12 protein-coding genes and 1 tRNA gene are annotated in these 14,932 nt (G+C 73.3%); 8 read left to right on the forward strand and 5 right to left on the reverse strand.

Annotated features, from left to right (window positions below):
• Positions 1–8: 8 nt before the first annotated feature.
• Together nrtL and ACFYXU_RS01720 are read right to left on the reverse strand one after the other, a co-directional pair.
• Positions 9–983: an ArgS-related anticodon-binding protein NrtL gene (gene nrtL, locus ACFYXU_RS01715; RefSeq protein WP_389408052.1), complete on the reverse strand. Its 975-nt coding sequence runs from the start codon at positions 981–983 to the stop codon at positions 9–11.
• Between the two features lie 74 nt (positions 984–1,057).
• Entirely contained in the window at positions 1,058–1,546 is a 489-nt protein-coding gene (locus ACFYXU_RS01720) for a response regulator (protein WP_389456197.1), read from the reverse strand.
• Between the two features lie 160 nt (positions 1,547–1,706).
• On the opposite strand from ACFYXU_RS01720, the gene ACFYXU_RS01725 reads away from it, so the two are divergent.
• A tRNA-Arg gene (locus tag ACFYXU_RS01725) sits at positions 1,707–1,778 on the forward strand.
• A gap of 201 nt (positions 1,779–1,979) precedes the next feature.
• Here the strand turns inward: ACFYXU_RS01725 and ACFYXU_RS01730 are convergent.
• Positions 1,980–2,402: a hypothetical protein gene (locus ACFYXU_RS01730; RefSeq protein ID WP_389408050.1), complete on the reverse strand. Its 423-nt coding sequence runs from the start codon at positions 2,400–2,402 to the stop codon at positions 1,980–1,982.
• Positions 2,403–2,675: 273 nt separating this feature from the next.
• Here ACFYXU_RS01730 and ACFYXU_RS01735 point away from each other — a divergent pair, with 273 nt between their 5' ends.
• Positions 2,676–3,347, forward strand: a complete 672-nt coding sequence (locus ACFYXU_RS01735) for a hypothetical protein (RefSeq protein ID WP_389456199.1) — start codon at positions 2,676–2,678, stop codon at positions 3,345–3,347.
• Between the two features lie 94 nt (positions 3,348–3,441).
• On the opposite strand, the gene ACFYXU_RS01740 is transcribed toward ACFYXU_RS01735, so the two are convergent.
• Positions 3,442–5,052: a M4 family metallopeptidase gene (locus ACFYXU_RS01740; protein ID WP_389456201.1), complete on the reverse strand. Its 1,611-nt coding sequence runs from the start codon at positions 5,050–5,052 to the stop codon at positions 3,442–3,444.
• Positions 5,053–5,328: 276 nt separating this feature from the next.
• On the reverse strand, positions 5,329–6,369 hold the full coding sequence (locus tag ACFYXU_RS01745) for a Ku protein (RefSeq protein WP_376510692.1): 1,041 nt from the start codon (positions 6,367–6,369) through the stop codon (positions 5,329–5,331).
• A 50-nt stretch (positions 6,370–6,419) separates the two neighbouring features.
• Here ACFYXU_RS01745 and ligD point away from each other — a divergent pair, with 50 nt between their 5' ends.
• From ligD to ACFYXU_RS01775, 6 genes are all read left to right on the forward strand, one after another.
• Entirely contained in the window at positions 6,420–7,379 is a 960-nt protein-coding gene (ligD, locus tag ACFYXU_RS01750) for a non-homologous end-joining DNA ligase (protein WP_389456203.1), read from the forward strand.
• 287 nt (positions 7,380–7,666) lie between these two features.
• A complete protein-coding gene (locus ACFYXU_RS01755; protein ID WP_361402497.1) occupies positions 7,667–8,521 on the forward strand; it encodes a DNA ligase in 855 nt (284 codons plus the stop codon).
• 248 nt (positions 8,522–8,769) lie between these two features.
• Entirely contained in the window at positions 8,770–10,869 is a 2,100-nt protein-coding gene (locus ACFYXU_RS01760) for a PBS lyase (RefSeq protein ID WP_376510688.1), read from the forward strand.
• A gap of 351 nt (positions 10,870–11,220) precedes the next feature.
• The gene (locus ACFYXU_RS01765) at positions 11,221–12,006 is read left to right on the forward strand and encodes a hypothetical protein (protein ID WP_389408048.1); all 786 of its coding nucleotides are present in this window, start codon (positions 11,221–11,223) and stop codon (positions 12,004–12,006) included.
• A complete protein-coding gene (locus ACFYXU_RS01770; RefSeq protein ID WP_376510684.1) occupies positions 12,003–13,274 on the forward strand; it encodes an ATP-binding protein in 1,272 nt (423 codons plus the stop codon). The genes ACFYXU_RS01765 and ACFYXU_RS01770 overlap by 4 nt, the downstream gene beginning before the upstream one ends.
• Positions 13,275–13,504: 230 nt before the next feature.
• Positions 13,505–14,887 (forward strand): FtsW/RodA/SpoVE family cell cycle protein, encoded by a 1,383-nt coding sequence (locus ACFYXU_RS01775; RefSeq protein ID WP_384571562.1) that lies wholly within the window; start codon positions 13,505–13,507, stop codon positions 14,885–14,887.
• Positions 14,888–14,932: the final 45 nt, after the last annotated feature.

The following is a 14,932-nucleotide window of genomic DNA, read 5'->3' on the forward strand; positions in this document are numbered from 1 at the left end:
TGCGTCTTTCAGATCTGGTCGGGTGCGCTGATGCCGAGCAGGGAGAGGCCACCGGCGAGCACCGTCCCGGCGGCTTCGGCGAGCGCGAGCCGGGAGCGGTGGGCGGCCGAGGGTTTCTCGTCGCCGAGCGGCAGGACGCCGTGCTGGAACGCGAGCAGCGCGTCGGCGGTGGCTTCGAGGTGCCGGGCGACCCGGTCGGGGGCGCGGTGGCGGGCGGCGCTCAGGAGGGCGACGGGGTGGTCGCCGAGGACGCCGAGAAGCTCGGAGGCGTGGGGATCCGTCTCGTACGCGGTCTCGTACGCGGGGCGCACGCCGAGCTGCGCGCCGTTGACGAGCAGCCGCCGCACCCGGGCGTGGGCGTACCGGACGCGGAAGAGGGAGTTGCGCTCGTGCTGGACGAGGAGGGGCGGCCCGTCGAGGGGACGGTCCTGGGGCGCGGCCCGCAGCAGGCTCCACCGGGCGGCGTCGACACCGAGGGCGTCGAGCGGGTCGCCGCCGCCGAGCACGTGGATCCGCTCGGTCCCGCCGTACCCGGCGTCGGCGCCCTGGCTCCGCAGGAGCCGCACCACGACGTCGGTGACGACCCGGGCCCGGGACTCCGTCACCTCGGCGAACCGGACGACGGTCCCGGCGAGGGCGGAGCCGTGTCCGTACGAGGCTCCGGCGGCGCGGACGGCCCGTACGAGATCGCCGCCGGCGTCGCGGCGGAGGGTGAAGTTCAGGAAGCCGGGCCCGGTGATGTCGACGGCGAGGATCCCGGGGGCTCCCTGGAGCCGCTCCTTCAGGACCTCGGCGACGTCGAGGGCGGTGCGCCCGGCGGGCCGGGCGAGGGTGAGCGCGACGCTGCTGGCGTACTCCCCGGTGCCGCCGGGACGGGCCCGCTCGACCTTGACGCGCGGGGGGACGTCGACCCGCAGCGCACCGTCGTCGACCGCACGGCGCACGGCGTGCTGCACGGTGAGGGAGAGGTCCGCGGGGGTCACGGGACAAGCCTAGGGGAGGAGGGGGGTCGGAACGCGAACCGGTTTCGCCATGCGGGCACCGGGAGGACGTCAGCTCATCCGAGGGACCCGCGCGCACTCCGGGCCCGCCGGGGGTCCTGCTCCGTCAGGGGCTCGACTGCGGCGGGTTCCTCTCCCCCGTCGGGCCCGGCGGACTCGGACCGCTCGCGCCGCTCGCGGTGCATCAACTGCCGCACGACGCGGACGAGCTCTGAGGGCTCGAAGGGCTTGGCGAGAAAGGCGTCGACACCGGAGGAGACCCCTCCGACCTCGTGCTCGCCGCAGGCACTGATGATCGCCACGGGCAGATGACTGGTCCGGGGATCGGCGCGCAGCCGCTCGGCGGTCTTGATCCCGTCCAAGCGGGGCATGACGACGTCCAGGGTGACGACATCAGGACAGACCTGATGCACGACATCCAGACACTCGGCACCATCGGCCGCGGTCACGACCTCGAACCCCTCGAGTTCGAGATTGACCCTGATCAACTGCCGGATCACCTTGTTGTCATCGACAACGAGCACCCGACCGGACGCGCCTGACACACGAACGAGAGTAGGCCGCCCCCCACGGCCGCGTCCGGGTTTTCCCCACTTCCGACCCGTGCGGGGGACGCACCCCCCGGTGACGCCCCGGAAATACCTGTTCACAGGCACGCCCGGAGAGCTGGTAGGGTTCAACCCGTCGCCGCCGAACGCGGCGGACGCCCCCGTAGCTCAGGGGATAGAGCAACGGCCTCCGGAGCCGTGTGCGCAGGTTCGAATCCTGCCGGGGGCACTTCGCAGGAAGTGCCACACAGACCCCGTGATCAGCGGAAACGCTGAGAGCGGGGTCTTGTTGTATGTGCGGGTGGGCGGCCGCATGTCGGAGGCCGCGGCCTCCGCGCGGCCTGGGCCGTGAGGCATCGTCTCAAGTGGGACCGCGGAAGCGACGCAGGCGCCGAGACAGGCCCCAGGGCCTCACGTCGAAGCGGTCCGGCTAGTCGGCGGTCACGCCCCAGTAGCCGATCAGGTCCGGCCGGCCGTCGCGATAGAGCACCGTGCAGTTCCCCTGGGCACGGTCGGGGAACTCCAACCGTTCCGTGTCGAGAGCCTCGTCCCAGTCCTCGTAGGTGGGTCGGCCGCCCGGGGACCAGGCGCGCACCTCGCTGTCGGTCAGCGGCCGCATGAACGGACCGTCACTCTGATCCGTGGCGTCGACCATGCGGGGAAAGTCCAGCACCGTGCAGGTACCGCCAGTGAAGACGTACTCGTGCCACTCCGGATCGCGCCACAGCTCCTCGATGGATCGCCCTCCGAAACCGTGATCGTCCTCCGTCAGGCTCGCCTCCTGGGCCTGCCGGAAGGCAGCTGCCAGATCAGCCTGATACGGGCCCGTCTGTGTCCACGTGTTGCCGCCCACCCCTGTCCCCTCCCCATGCGAACTGTCCCCACACAATGCTGGTCGTCGTGCCTGCCGAGTACCCCGACGAGGCTCTTTCCGAGGACGACGGCGACACCATCGACCTCGAATCAGCGGCACCGATAGCGATCGAGCCAGTGTCTCGAACCTGACCCGGAAATAGACCTCGTTATCCCCCGCCAATCGTTTTCGCCATGAGTCCAACTCCCCTGCGGCCCCACTCCCCCCGCCTGTACTGTCGTCACCCGCCCTCCCCCTTCGGAAAGGTGTCGTATGACCAAGCCCGCCGCCGTGGACCTGACGAAGGCTTCGCCCACGGTCTCGTTGGACAAGCACGGCGTGACCTCCGGGCTGATCAAGGTCAACCTCAACTGGACCTCGCCGCAGGCCGCCGCCCAGCGGGCGGTCGGGGAGGCGCGCGGGCTGTTCGGTCGGATCCGGGCCTCGCTGCGGTCGGCCACGGCCACCACGGTCGACCTCGACCTCGGCTGCATGATCCGCTGCACCGACGGCTCCAAGACCGTGGTCCAGGCCCTGGGCAACGCCTTCGGCGCGGTGGACCGCTTCCCCTATGTCGCGCTCGACGCGGACGACCGGACCGGCGCCACGGAGACGGGCGAGAACCTCGTCATCAACCTGGACCACCAGGCCGAGTTCCAGAAGCTCCTGCTCTTCGTCTACATCTACCAAGGTGCCGGAGACTTTCGCGGCCTCGACGCCGTGGTGACCCTGACCTCCGACCGCGGCGACCGCTTCCGGGTGGTCCTCGACGCATGCCCGCCCCAGGCGCGCGCCTGCGCCATCGCCCTCATCAAGCGGCAGAAGGGCGAGCTCGTCATCGGACGCGAGGTGCGCTGGTTCACCCCGGCGGACGGCCCCGGAGTCCAGGACGTGATCTCCCGTGCGTACCGACTCGGCATGAAGTGGACACCCGGCCGGAAGTAGGTCCTGCCCCCCCCGGCCCTCCCGTGCGGTGCGGGAAACGCCGGAGGACGCCCGGCCGGTGGGGCGGGCGTCCTCGGTCAGCGGGGTGGGGCGGTTACTTGACGTTGATCGCCGTCCAGGCGGAGGCGACCGCGTTGTACTGGGTGCTGTTCGCGCCGTACAGGTCCTTCGCCGCGTTCAGGGTCGCCGTGCGGGCGCCGGCGTACTTCGTCGTCGACGTCATGTACGTCGTCAGGGCCTTGTACCAGATCTTGTACGCGGCCTGACGGCCGATGCCCGTGACCGTGGAGCCGTTCGACGTCGGCGAGTTGTAGGTGACGCCGTTGATCGTCTTCGTGCCGCTGCCCTCGGCCAGCAGGTAGAAGAAGTGGTTCGCCGGGCCCGAGGAGTAGTGGACGTCGAGGCCGCCGACCGACGACGACCAGTAGTCGGCGGAGCCGCCGTCCTTGCTCGGCTTGTCCATGTAACGGAGCGGCGAGCCGTCGCCGTTGATGTCGATCTTCTCGCCGATGAGGTAGTCGCCCTTGTCCGACGCGTTGTTCGCGTAGAACTCGACCGACGTGCCGAAGATGTCCGAGGTCGCCTCGTTCAGGCCGCCGGACTCACCGCTGTAGCGGAGGTTCGCGGTGGAGGACGTCAGGCCGTGCGACATCTCGTGGCCGGCCACGTCCAGGGACGTCAGCGGGTGGGCGTTGCCGATGCCGTCGCCGTACGTCATGCAGAAGCAGGAGTCGTCCCAGAACGCGTTCACGTACGCGTTGCCGTAGTGGACGCGCGAGTAGGCGGCGACGCCGTCTCCGCGGATGCCGTTGCGGCCCAGCTCGTTCTTGTAGAAGTCCCAGGTCACGGCCGCGCCGTAGTGGGCGTCGGCGGCCGCCGTCGCGCGGTTGCTCGCGAGGCCGTTGCCCCACGTGTCCGTCGTGCTGCTGAACAGCGTGCCCTTGCCCGACGTGCCGCCCTTGAGGTCGTACGTCTTGTGGCCGCCGCGCGCGGTGTCCGTCAGCGTGTACGAGGGGGCCGTGCCGAGCGTCACCTGCCCGCTGTACATCGTGTTGCCGACGCCCGTCTCGATGGCCTCGTCGGAGAAGAGCTCCTTGCCCGTGGTGGCGTCGGTGACGACGGTGCGGCGGCTCGGGGTGCCGTCGTGCTGGACGCCCGTGACGGTCGTCTCCCAGGCCAGGACCGGCTTGCCGGTGGCCGCCCAGATCACCTTGCGGGCGCCGGAGGCGGACTCGTCGGTGTTCGCGGCGGAGGCGAGGGCCGCCTTCTGCGCCTTCGCGGGGGTGACCGCCGCCGTGGTGCTCGCCACGGATATGCGGGCCTCGGTCGCCTTCGTGGTCGTGCGGGCGCCCGACGTCTTCTCGTGGACGACCAGGTCGCCACCGAGGACCGGGAGGCCCTGGTAGGTGCGCTCGTAGCGCGTGTGCACGGTGCCGTCCGCGTCCTTGACGACGTCGCGGGCGACCAGCTTCTCCTGGGCGGGCAGACCGATGGCCGCGGCGGTGGCGGCGGCCTCGCCCTGGGCCTCGTGGATGGCGGCGGCGCGCTGGGGGCCGGACAGCTTGATCGCGGTGGCACCGGCCTCGCGCTGGGCATCGGCGCTGGCGGATCCGGTCTGGACTCCGATGACGACCATGGCGGCCGAGGCGATCAGGGCGGCGGCGCGGACGGAGGTACGGCGGTGCGAGGACTGCTGGCGGGTCACGCGGGCTCCTTCGCTGAAAAGCGTGGGGGTGTGGGGGTTGGTGGTGCGGCTGTGAGCGTGCCAGCGAAGAAGCCCGTTTGACAGGTCTGCAACAAGGATTTGACCAGCTGTTGTCCGAAGGACAGCTAACTCTGTTCGTTATGCGGGGAGTTCGGGCCGTCTGTCGACTCCCCCTGCCCAGATTCGGGCAGCAGTGAACCCCCCGGCGAAATCACCCGGGGGGTTGTGGTCTTTCGGTCTTTATGGCGGAATTGACGTGGTGTCGGAAATCGGAAATCAGGCCGGGCGGCGTTTCTGTCCGCTCGCCTTCTGCCCCGAGGCCGACTTCGCCGTCGCCTTCCGCGCCGATGTCGACTTCGCCGTCGCCTTCTTCGCGGTCGTCCTCTTCGCCGTCGTCTTCTTGGCCGCCGTCTTCTTCGTCGAGGCGGGCTCCGCGCCCGTCGACTTCGCGGTCGTCTTCTTCGCCGCGGCCTTCTTCGCGGTCGCCTTCTTCGCCGTCCCGCGCGGCTTCAGTTCCGTCACCACCGCGTCCTCCCCGCGCGCCTCCCTCGCCGCCCGGACGCTGCCCTCCAGGGCCGCCATCAGGTCGATGACCCGGCCGCCCTCCTCCTCGCCCGGAGACGGGGGCGCGACACCTTCCCCGCCCGCCGCCTTCGCCGCGATCATCTCCTCGACCGCCGTCCGGTAGTCGTCGTGGAGGGTGGTGATGTCGACCTCGCCCAGCGTCGCCATCAGCGCGTCCGCCAGGTCCAGTTCGGCCTCGCGCACCGTCACCGGCGTCTCGGGGGCGACCCCCTCGGGGGCCCGGATCTCGTCCGGCCAGAGCAGGCCGTGCATCGCGATCACGTCGTCCACCACCCGCAGCATCCCCAGCCGCTCCCGGCCGCGCAGCGCGTACTTCGCGAGCGCCACCCGGTCGCTGCGCTTCAGCGCCTCGCGGAGCAGGGTGTACGGCTTGGCCGCCGGCACGCCGTTCGCCGAGAGGTAGTACGCGGCGTCCATCTGGAGCGGATCGATCTCGCCGGCCGCCACGAACGCGACGATCTCGATCGTCTTCGCGGTCGGCAGCGGCAGCGCGGCCAGGTCCTCGTCGGTGATCGGGATCATGGTCCCGTCGGCGTCCTCGTACGCCTTGCCGATCTCCGCCTGCGTGACCTCCTCCCCGTCCAGCTCGCACACCTTCTTGTAGCGGACCCGGCCGCCGTCCTCGGTGTGGATCTGGCGGAAGGAGACGGAGCGGCTCTCCGTGGCGTTCACCAGCTTGATCGGGATGCTGACCAGCCCGAAGGATATGGCGCCGTTCCAGATGGATCGCACGTCTTGTTCCTTTCGAGTCGAATCACCCGTAAACGTGGGATTCTCATCGTATGACGCCGATCACAGAGGTGGAGGGGCGGCGCCTGGCGCTCAGCAACCTGGACAAGGTGCTCCACCCGGTCACGGGCACCACCAAGGGCGAGGTGCTCCACTACTACGCGACCGTCGGAGCCGTGATCCTGCCCCATCTGCGCGATCGCCCGGTGTCCTTCCTCCGCTACCCCGACGGTCCCGAAGGGCAGCTCTTCTTCACCAAGAATCCGCCGCCCGGCACACCCTCCTGGGTGAGGACCACCCCCGTGCCGCGCTCCGAGGACCCCCGGGCCCGCCAGGTGGTGATCGAGGACCTGGCCTCGCTGATGTGGGCCGCGAACCTCGTCGTGGAGTTCCACACGCCCCAGTGGCGCGCCTCCTCCCCCGCCGTCGCCGACCGGCTCGTGTTCGACCTCGACCCGGGGGCGCCCGCCGACGTCGTCGCGTGCTGCCGGGTCGCCCTGCACCTGCGCGAGCGGCTGCTCGCGGACGGCCTGGAGCCCTTCGCCAAGACCTCCGGCTCCAAGGGCCTGCACCTGCTCGTCCCGGTGGTGCCGACGCCGTCCCCGCGCGTCTCCGCGTACGCCAGACAGCTCGCCGTCGAGGCGGAGGCGGCACTGCCGGAACTCGTCACGCACCGGATGGCGCGGGCGCTGCGGTCCGGGAAGGTCTTCGTCGACCACAGCCAGAACGCCGCCGCGAAGACGACCGCCACCCCGTACACCCTGCGCGCGCGGGCCCGGCCCACCGTCTCGGCGCCGGTCACCTGGGAGGAGGTGGAGGCGTGCGCCGCCCTCGCCGACGAGAGAGGACGGGGTGGGCGGGGCGGGCGGGGCGGGGGCCCCGGTGGCCCCGGCGCGGACGGAGCCGGCCCGGCGCTCGTCCTCTCCATGGGCGACATCGCGCCACGTCTGGAGCAGTACGGGGATCTCCTGGCGCCCCTCTTCGCGCCCGAGCGCGCGGGAGCCGTCCCGTGAGCGGGGCCCCGGGGGCCGGCCCGGGCGGGGAGTCGCCGGAGGCCCGAGCGGAGGGCGCCGGAGCCGGTTCCGGGGCGGGTGCGGAGCCCGGTGCGGGATCGGGTGCGGGTGCGGGATCCGGTGCGGGGTCCGGTGCGGGGCCTGGGGCGGGGTCCGGCGTCGGACCCGGTGCACGAGCCGGTGCCGGACCCGGCGCACGACCCGGCCCACGACCCGGCGAAGGCCCCGGCTCACGACCCGGCGCCGGCCCACCCGCACGGCCGCCCCTGCTGCCGCCCGTGGACGTCATGCGCCCCCGGGCCGCCGACGAGATCCCGGCGCAGGCGGAGCCGCCCCGGGACCTCCAGTACTCGCTCAAGCTCGACGGCTTCCGCGCGCTGGCCTTCGTCCTCGACGGCGGGCGGGTCGTGCTCCAGTCCCGTTCCCGCCGCGACCTCGCGCCGGAGTTCCCCGGCATCGCCGCCCAGCTCCGCGACCAGCTGCCGCCCGGGATCGTCCTCGACGGCGAGCTGTGCGCCTACCGGGACGGGCGGCTGAGCTTCACCGACCTGCTCCGCTCGCACGCCGACCGGGTGCGGGCCGGGGTGCCCGTCTCGTACGTCGCCTTCGACCTGCTCGCCGTCCCCGGGCGCGACGTACGGGCGCTGCCGCTCCGCGACCGGTGGGAGCTGCTCGGGGCGGCGCTGCGGGAGGCCGCGCCGCCGCTCCAGCGGGTGCTGGCCACCTCGGACGAAGAAACCGCGCGGGGGTGGTTCCGGGACCTGCGGGAGGCGGGCGTCGAGGGGGTTGTCGCGAAGCGGCTCGACTCGCCCTACCGTGCGGGCTCCACCTGGGCCTGGCGCAAGATCCGCCACTCCGACACGAGCGACGCCCTCCTGATCGGTCTCCTCGGCCCCCCGGAGCGGCCCCGGGCCCTCGTCGTCCGGCTCCCCGACGGCAGCGAGCCGGCCACCTCGCCCCGGCTGACCCCGTCGCAGGCGCGGCAGGTCGGGGATCTGGCGGGCGAGCGCGCGGGGCCCCTCGTGGAGGACCCGGAGCACGGCCCGGTGCGGTGGGTCGACCCGCCGCTTCCGGTCGAGCTGCGCCGGGTGGCGGGGCGGCACGGGACGGCAGCCTTCGTGCGGGTCCGGTCGGAGGGCTGAGGCTCCGCGGAGGAGCGGGCGCCCCGGTCGCGGTCCGGCGGGAGGAGTGGGACCGGCGGGGCCGGTGGGGTGGGCCCCCAAGGGTTCATATACCGAGCGCAACTGCCCTGCTCCGCAGCGTACATGGCGCAAAGAGACCGCAACGGGAGCCCCCCGCGCGGCTGGTGTCGCCGGTTCGGCTTTGTTGTCGTTCCGGTGGTGCACACTTGCTCCCTGGCACAGCGCTCACGGGGAAGGCGGCCTGGCACATGCTGACGGGGATCGAGGAGGTCGACTGGGCCTCACTGGGGCATGCGTACGGCCCCGCGGACGACGTGCCGGAGCTGCTCCGCGGGCTCGCCTCCGCCGACCCCGCGGAGCGTGAGACCGCACTCGACGGCATGTACGGGGCGGTGCACCACCAGGGCGACGTCTACGACTCGACGCTGGCCTGCATCCCCTTCCTCCTCGAACTGGTCGCCGACCCCGGCGTCCAGGACCGGGGCTGCATCGTGGAGCTCCTCACCAGCATCGGCGGCATCGAGCTGGACGACGACGAGGAGCTGGACGAACTCGGCGCGGAGGAGGACGAGTTCATCCCCGCCGCCAACTACGCGATGGCCGCCGCCGCCATCGCCGCGGGGGCCGACGTCTTCCTCGGGCTCGTCGCGGACGCCGATCCCGAGGTGCGGCTCGCCGCGCCGTGCGCGCTCGCCTCGCTGCACCCCGAGCCCGCCCGGGTGCTGACCCTGCTGCGCGAGCGGCTGACGGTCGAGCGGGACACCGAGGTGCGGCTCGCGCTGGTGGCCGCGGTCGGGCGGATCGCCCTGCGGCACGCCGAGCTGCGGAACGAGACCGTCGACTGGCTCGACTGGCTCGCCCGCGCCGCCCACGACCCCGGGCTCCGCCTCGCGGCGCTCGCCCAGCGGGCGCGCTGCGCGCCGAGTGACATTCCGGACGATGTCGTGCCGTGGGTGACGGGTCTCCTGGAGGAGATCAGGACCTCGGCGGGCGGGGCGGGCGCCCCCGGCGGCGAGCGGGCCGCGACGCCGACCCTCATCGGGCAGGTCCGCGAGCTCCTGGAGGAGCACGCCGCGGGACGGCCCGCGCCGTGGACCGAGGAGCTGCTGCGGACCCTGCACTCCGCGCTCGACGACCGGGTCGACGACCGGATCGCCCTGATCGTCGCGCAGCTGCGCAGTCCGGACTGGGGGCAGCGCTCGGACGCGATCTGGTTGTGCGGCGGGCTGATCCGGGCCTGGCGCGGGCGGTACGAGGAGGTCGTGCGGCTCGTCGGCGCGCAGCTCCAGGACCCCGAGCCCCGGCTCCGCGAGGCCGCCACGTCCTTCCTGGAGCGGCTCTTCGAGCTGGGCGCGCCCGCCGCCGACGCGCTGGCGGGGCGGCTCGCGGCGATGCCGTCCGCCACTCCCCCGGGCCCGCACCAGGCCTTCGCCGGGCGGTCCGGGCGGGACGGGGCGCTGCTCGCGCTGGCCCGTGCCGGGGACACGCGCGCGGTCCCGCTGCTGGCCCGCGCCCTGGAGGAGCCCGAGGTGCGGCGCGAGCTGCTGTACGCCATGGACGGCCTCGGCCCCTCGGCGGCGATGCTCGCGCAGCCGCTGCGACGGCGGCTGGCCGAGGTGGAGCTGGACGAGCGGCTGTACGACCGGGCGGCGCCGCTGCTGTACGCCCTGGCGGCCGTGCGGGGCGCGCAGGCGCTGCCGGAGGTGCTGCGGGTGCTGCGCGGGGCGCCGGCGCACCGGCGGGACTGGGTGCGGGAGGCGGCCCTGCGGACCCTGACCGCCTTCGGTCCCGCCGCCCGGGAGGCCGTACCGGACCTGCGAAGACTCCTGGCCGCCGAGTCGGCTGCGGTCGCCACGGCGGCGGCGCGGGCCCTGTGGGCGGCCGAGGGGGATCGGGGGGACGTACTGCCGGCGCTGGAGCGGTGGCTGCGGCCGGGTGCGTCGGGCACGGACTGGTGCGCGGCGGCGCAGGCGCTCGGCGAGATCGGCCCGGCGGCGGCCTCGGCGGCCCCCGCCCTGCTGCCGGGCCTGGCCTCGCGGGACCTGTGGGTGCGGGTGCGCGGCGCGGCGGCGCTGTGGCGGGTGTCCGGCGACGCCTCGGCCGCGCTCCCGGTGCTGCTCGCGGCCTGGGAGGAGAACCGGCACGCGCGCGTGGACATCGCGGAGTGCCTGGCGGAGATGGGCCCGGCGGCCTCCGACGCGCAGCTGGTGGTCCTCACCGAGCTGACCCGCAGGCGCCGGCACAACGCCCGCGAGGGCGCGTCCGGCAGCCACGACATCCACGTCGACGAGAAGCTCCTGACCCTCTGCCGGGCCGCGCTGGCCCGGATGGAGCGGGGGACGTTCTAGGCGGACGGCCCGGGAGACGGCTGGGGAAACGTTCCTGGAGACGTTCTTGGAGGCCGCGCCTGGAAACGTTCCTGGAGACGTTGCCGCACGACGGTCCGGGCGTTCCTGGGCAGCCCTGGAGGCGTTCCTGAACGCGTCCCTCGGCGTTCCTGGGTGCCTTCCCGGAGACGTTGTCGCACACCGGTCCGGGACCACGGGGCCGAAGCCCACAGCGGCGGGGACGCGCACGGCGGCGAATCCGGTGATCATCCGGCGATGAGACAAAAAGGACTTCACTCCGCATAAGGTCTACTGGGAGTCGGCGCGAGCCGACCCCACCCGTCCGCCGACCGACCGAGGAGCAGGAGCAGCGTGAGACCGCGCGGAGTCCGGAGCGCCGCGGGCGCGGCCCTGTGCGCCCTCGGTCTCGCCGTCCTGCTCAGCGGCTGCGACGGCGGCGAGGGCGGGCTCAGGAGCGCCGGTCCCGCGCCCACCGCCGTCGGCCCCGTCCGGCTCTGGCCCGATCTGCCGCCCGCCACGAACCCGCCCATCGACTACGGCGAGTCCGACACCCAGCGCGTCCCCGGCGTCGAGGTCCCCGACAACGACGTCCGCTCCGTCGACCCGGTGGCGGTCGTCCGCGCCGAGGTCCGCGCCCATCCGGACGCGCGGTCCGGGGCGGACGGCCTGTACGAGGAGACCGCCCGGGCGATCGAGGCCTGCGGAACGGCTCCCGCCGCCTGCCCGGTCATGCGGCCGTACTACCGGGACCTCACCGGCAACGGCCGGGACGAGCTGATCGTCGGGATCCGGATGCCGGACCAGCAGGTCGGGGTGCGGGTCTACCTCGCCGAGAACGGCGGCCTGACCCGGATCATGTCCACCGTCGACCAGGTCATCAGCGTGGAGCTGGCCGGCCGGGCGCTGATCCTGCGCGTCGGCTCCGCGGGCATCCCCGGATACGAGTACCGGACCGCCTGGACCTGGGACGAGGAACAGGGCAGCATGCTGCCGACCCGGGACGAGATCATCCGGGTGAAGCCGCCCGGCACGGGCCCGTCGACGGTCCCCGCGCCGCGCCTGGTGAGCCCGACGCCCACGCCGCCGCCCACCCCCGCGCCCGCCCCCTCGTCCGCGCCGCCGGTGGCGACGCCGTGAGGGCGCCGCGCCGCCCGGCCTGGACCGCGACCCTCACGTGGAAGGCCGCGCTGTTCATCGCGGTGATGTGCTGCTCCCTCGCCGCGCTGCTCGGCGTCCTCGTCCACGTGTCGGTGACCGGCCAGACGGTGAGCGACTCCCGGGACAAGGCCCTGACGCGGCTCACCGAGGTCAGCGACCTGTACGAGGCGGGCGAGCCGCTCCCCCGGTTCGCCGGGGTGGATCCGCCCGGCCTCCCGGCCGCCCTGCGGGCGCTCGCCGTGCGGGGTGAGCACGGCACGGTGGTCACGGAGTACCAGGGGCGGCCGACGATGTGGGCGGCGGGCCCGGCGGACGGGCGCGCCCTCGCCGTGCGCCTCGACTACACCCAGAGCGCCGAGACGATCGACGCGCTCGACCGCTCGATCGTCGGCTCCTCGGTGCTGGCGATCGGGGCCACCCTGCTCGTCGGCGCCTTCGCCGTCACCCGGGTCACCCGCCGGCTGCACCTCACCGCTCAGGTGGCCAGCCGGATCAGCGCCGGCGACCTCGACGCGCGCGTGGACGACCCCCGGACGAAGGACCCCTCGCGCCCGCAGGACGAGGTGGCGACGGTCTCCGGGGCGCTCGACACGATGGCCTCCTCGCTCCAGCGCAAGTTGCAGACCGAGCAGCGGTTCACCGCCGACGTGGCGCACGAGCTGCGGACTCCCCTGACGGGCCTCTCGGCCGCGGCCGAGCTGCTGCCGGAGGGGCGGCCCTCGGAGCTGGTGCGGGACAGGGTGCGGGCGATGCGCGGGCTCACCGAGGACCTGCTGGAGATCTCGCGGCTCGACGCCCGCACGGAGGCCGTGGACCTGGCGGTGCACGAGCTCGGTCCGCTCGCCGAGCGGGTGGTGCGCGCCTCCGGCACGGACACCGAGGTGCGGGTCGTGCGGGACGCGACGGTGGAGACGGACCGGCGGCGGGTGGAGCGGGTCCTCGGCAATCTGGTGGCCAACGCGCACCGGCACGGGGCGCCGCCGGTGGTCGTCACGGTGGACGGCCCGGTGGTGTCCGTGCGGGACCACGGGCCGGGGTATCCCGCGTACCTCCTGGAGTCGGGGCCGCAGCGGTTCCGCACCGAGAGCGGGGGCAAGGGGCACGGTCTCGGGCTGACCATCGCGGTGGGACAGGCGGAGGTGATCGGCGCCGAGCTGGTCTTCGCCGCCGCCCCGGGCGGAGGCGCCGAGGCCCGGCTGCGGCTCCCGGAGTACGTACGGCTCGCGACGACCGAAGCGGACGAGTAGCCGCCGGACCGTCGGCCTCCGAAACGGACGAGCAGCCGCCCCATCATCAGCCACCGACACGACGGAGCCACCGCCCACCGTCACCCTCCGACACGGCGGAGCCACCACCGCCCACCGTCAGCCTCCGACACGGCGGAGCCACCGCCCACCGTCAGCCTCGGACACGGCGGAGCGACGGCACACCGTCACACAAAAGGGACATAGGGCATACCGCTTGCTACGTTGCGGCCATGACCGCACCACGGCACCCGGACGCACCCCCGCCCGGCATCCGTGTCCCGAAGCGGCGCGGCGTGGAACTGTCGCTCCTGATCGGCGCGGTCCTGATCTCCGTCCTCGGCTACGCGGAGGTCGGGCTCGCCCGCAGCGGCGCCGTGCCGCCCGACGCCGCGCGCTACGGGGCGGGGCTCGGGCTCCTTGCGCTCGTCGCGCACCTCGCGGTCCGGTTCCGCGCCCCGTACGCCGATCCCCTGCTGCTGCCCATCGCGGTCCTGCTCAACGGCCTCGGTCTGGTGCTGATCTACCGCCTCGACCTGGAGACGCCGAAGGACCAGGCGGCGGCGACGCAGCTGGTCTGGTCGACGCTCGGGGTGGCGCTGTTCATCGTGGTCGTCGTGCTGCTGCGCGACCACCGCACGCTCCAGGGCTATGCGTACGTGTCGGTGGCCGCCGCGCTGGGCCTGATGATCCTGCCGATCTTCTTCCCCGCGGTGAACGGGGCCAAGATCTGGATCAGGATCGACGGGCTCTCCTTCCAGCCGGGCGAGTTCGCCAAGATCCTGCTCGCGGTCTTCTTCGCGGCGTACCTGGCCGCCAACCGCAACGCGCTCGCCTACACCGGCCGCCGGATCTGGAAGTTCCAGTTCCCGACGGGCCGGATCCTCGGGCCGATCGTGGCGATCTGGCTGCTGAGCGTCGGCGTCCTCGTCCTGGAACGCGACCTGGGCACCTCGCTGCTCTTCTTCGGCCTCTTCGTGATCATGCTGTACGTGGCGACCGGCCGGACCGGCTGGATCGCGGTCGGACTCGTCCTGGCCTCGGCCGGGGCCTTCCTCGTCGGCTCGCTCGAACCGCACGTCCACAGCCGGGTGCAGGACTGGCTCGACCCCTTCGCCTCCATCCGCGCGGGTGACGGTCCGGGACAGCTCGCCCAGTCGCTCTTCGCCTTCGCCGCCGGCGGGATGCTCGGCACCGGCCTCGGTCTCGGCCACTCCGTCCTCATCGGCTTCGCCGCCAAGTCCGACTTCATCCTGGCGACGGCCGGCGAGGAGCTGGGGCTCGTCGGCCTCACCGCGCTCTTCCTGCTGTACGCGCTGCTCGTCGCCCGCGGCTACCGCGCCGGCCTCTCGCTGCGCGACCCCTTCGGGCGGCTGCTCGCGATCGGCCTCGCCTCGATCGTGGCGCTCCAGGTCTTCGTGATCGCGGGCGGGGTGATGGGCCTGATCCCGCTGACCGGCATGGCGATGCCGTTCCTGGCCCAGGGAGGCTCGTCCGTGGTGACCAACTGGGTGATCGTCGCCCTCCTCATCCGCGTCAGCGACTCGGCCCGCGCCCCCCAGCCGGACGACGCCGACACCGGGGAGCTCACCCGCGTCGGGGAGGGCGCGCGGTGACGGGGCCGGTCCGTACGCCGGGAGCCCGCACCCTCGCCGGCCCCG

Source organism: Streptomyces sp. NPDC002232, from assembly GCF_042890295.1.
GTDB lineage: Bacteria > Actinomycetota > Actinomycetes > Streptomycetales > Streptomycetaceae > Streptomyces.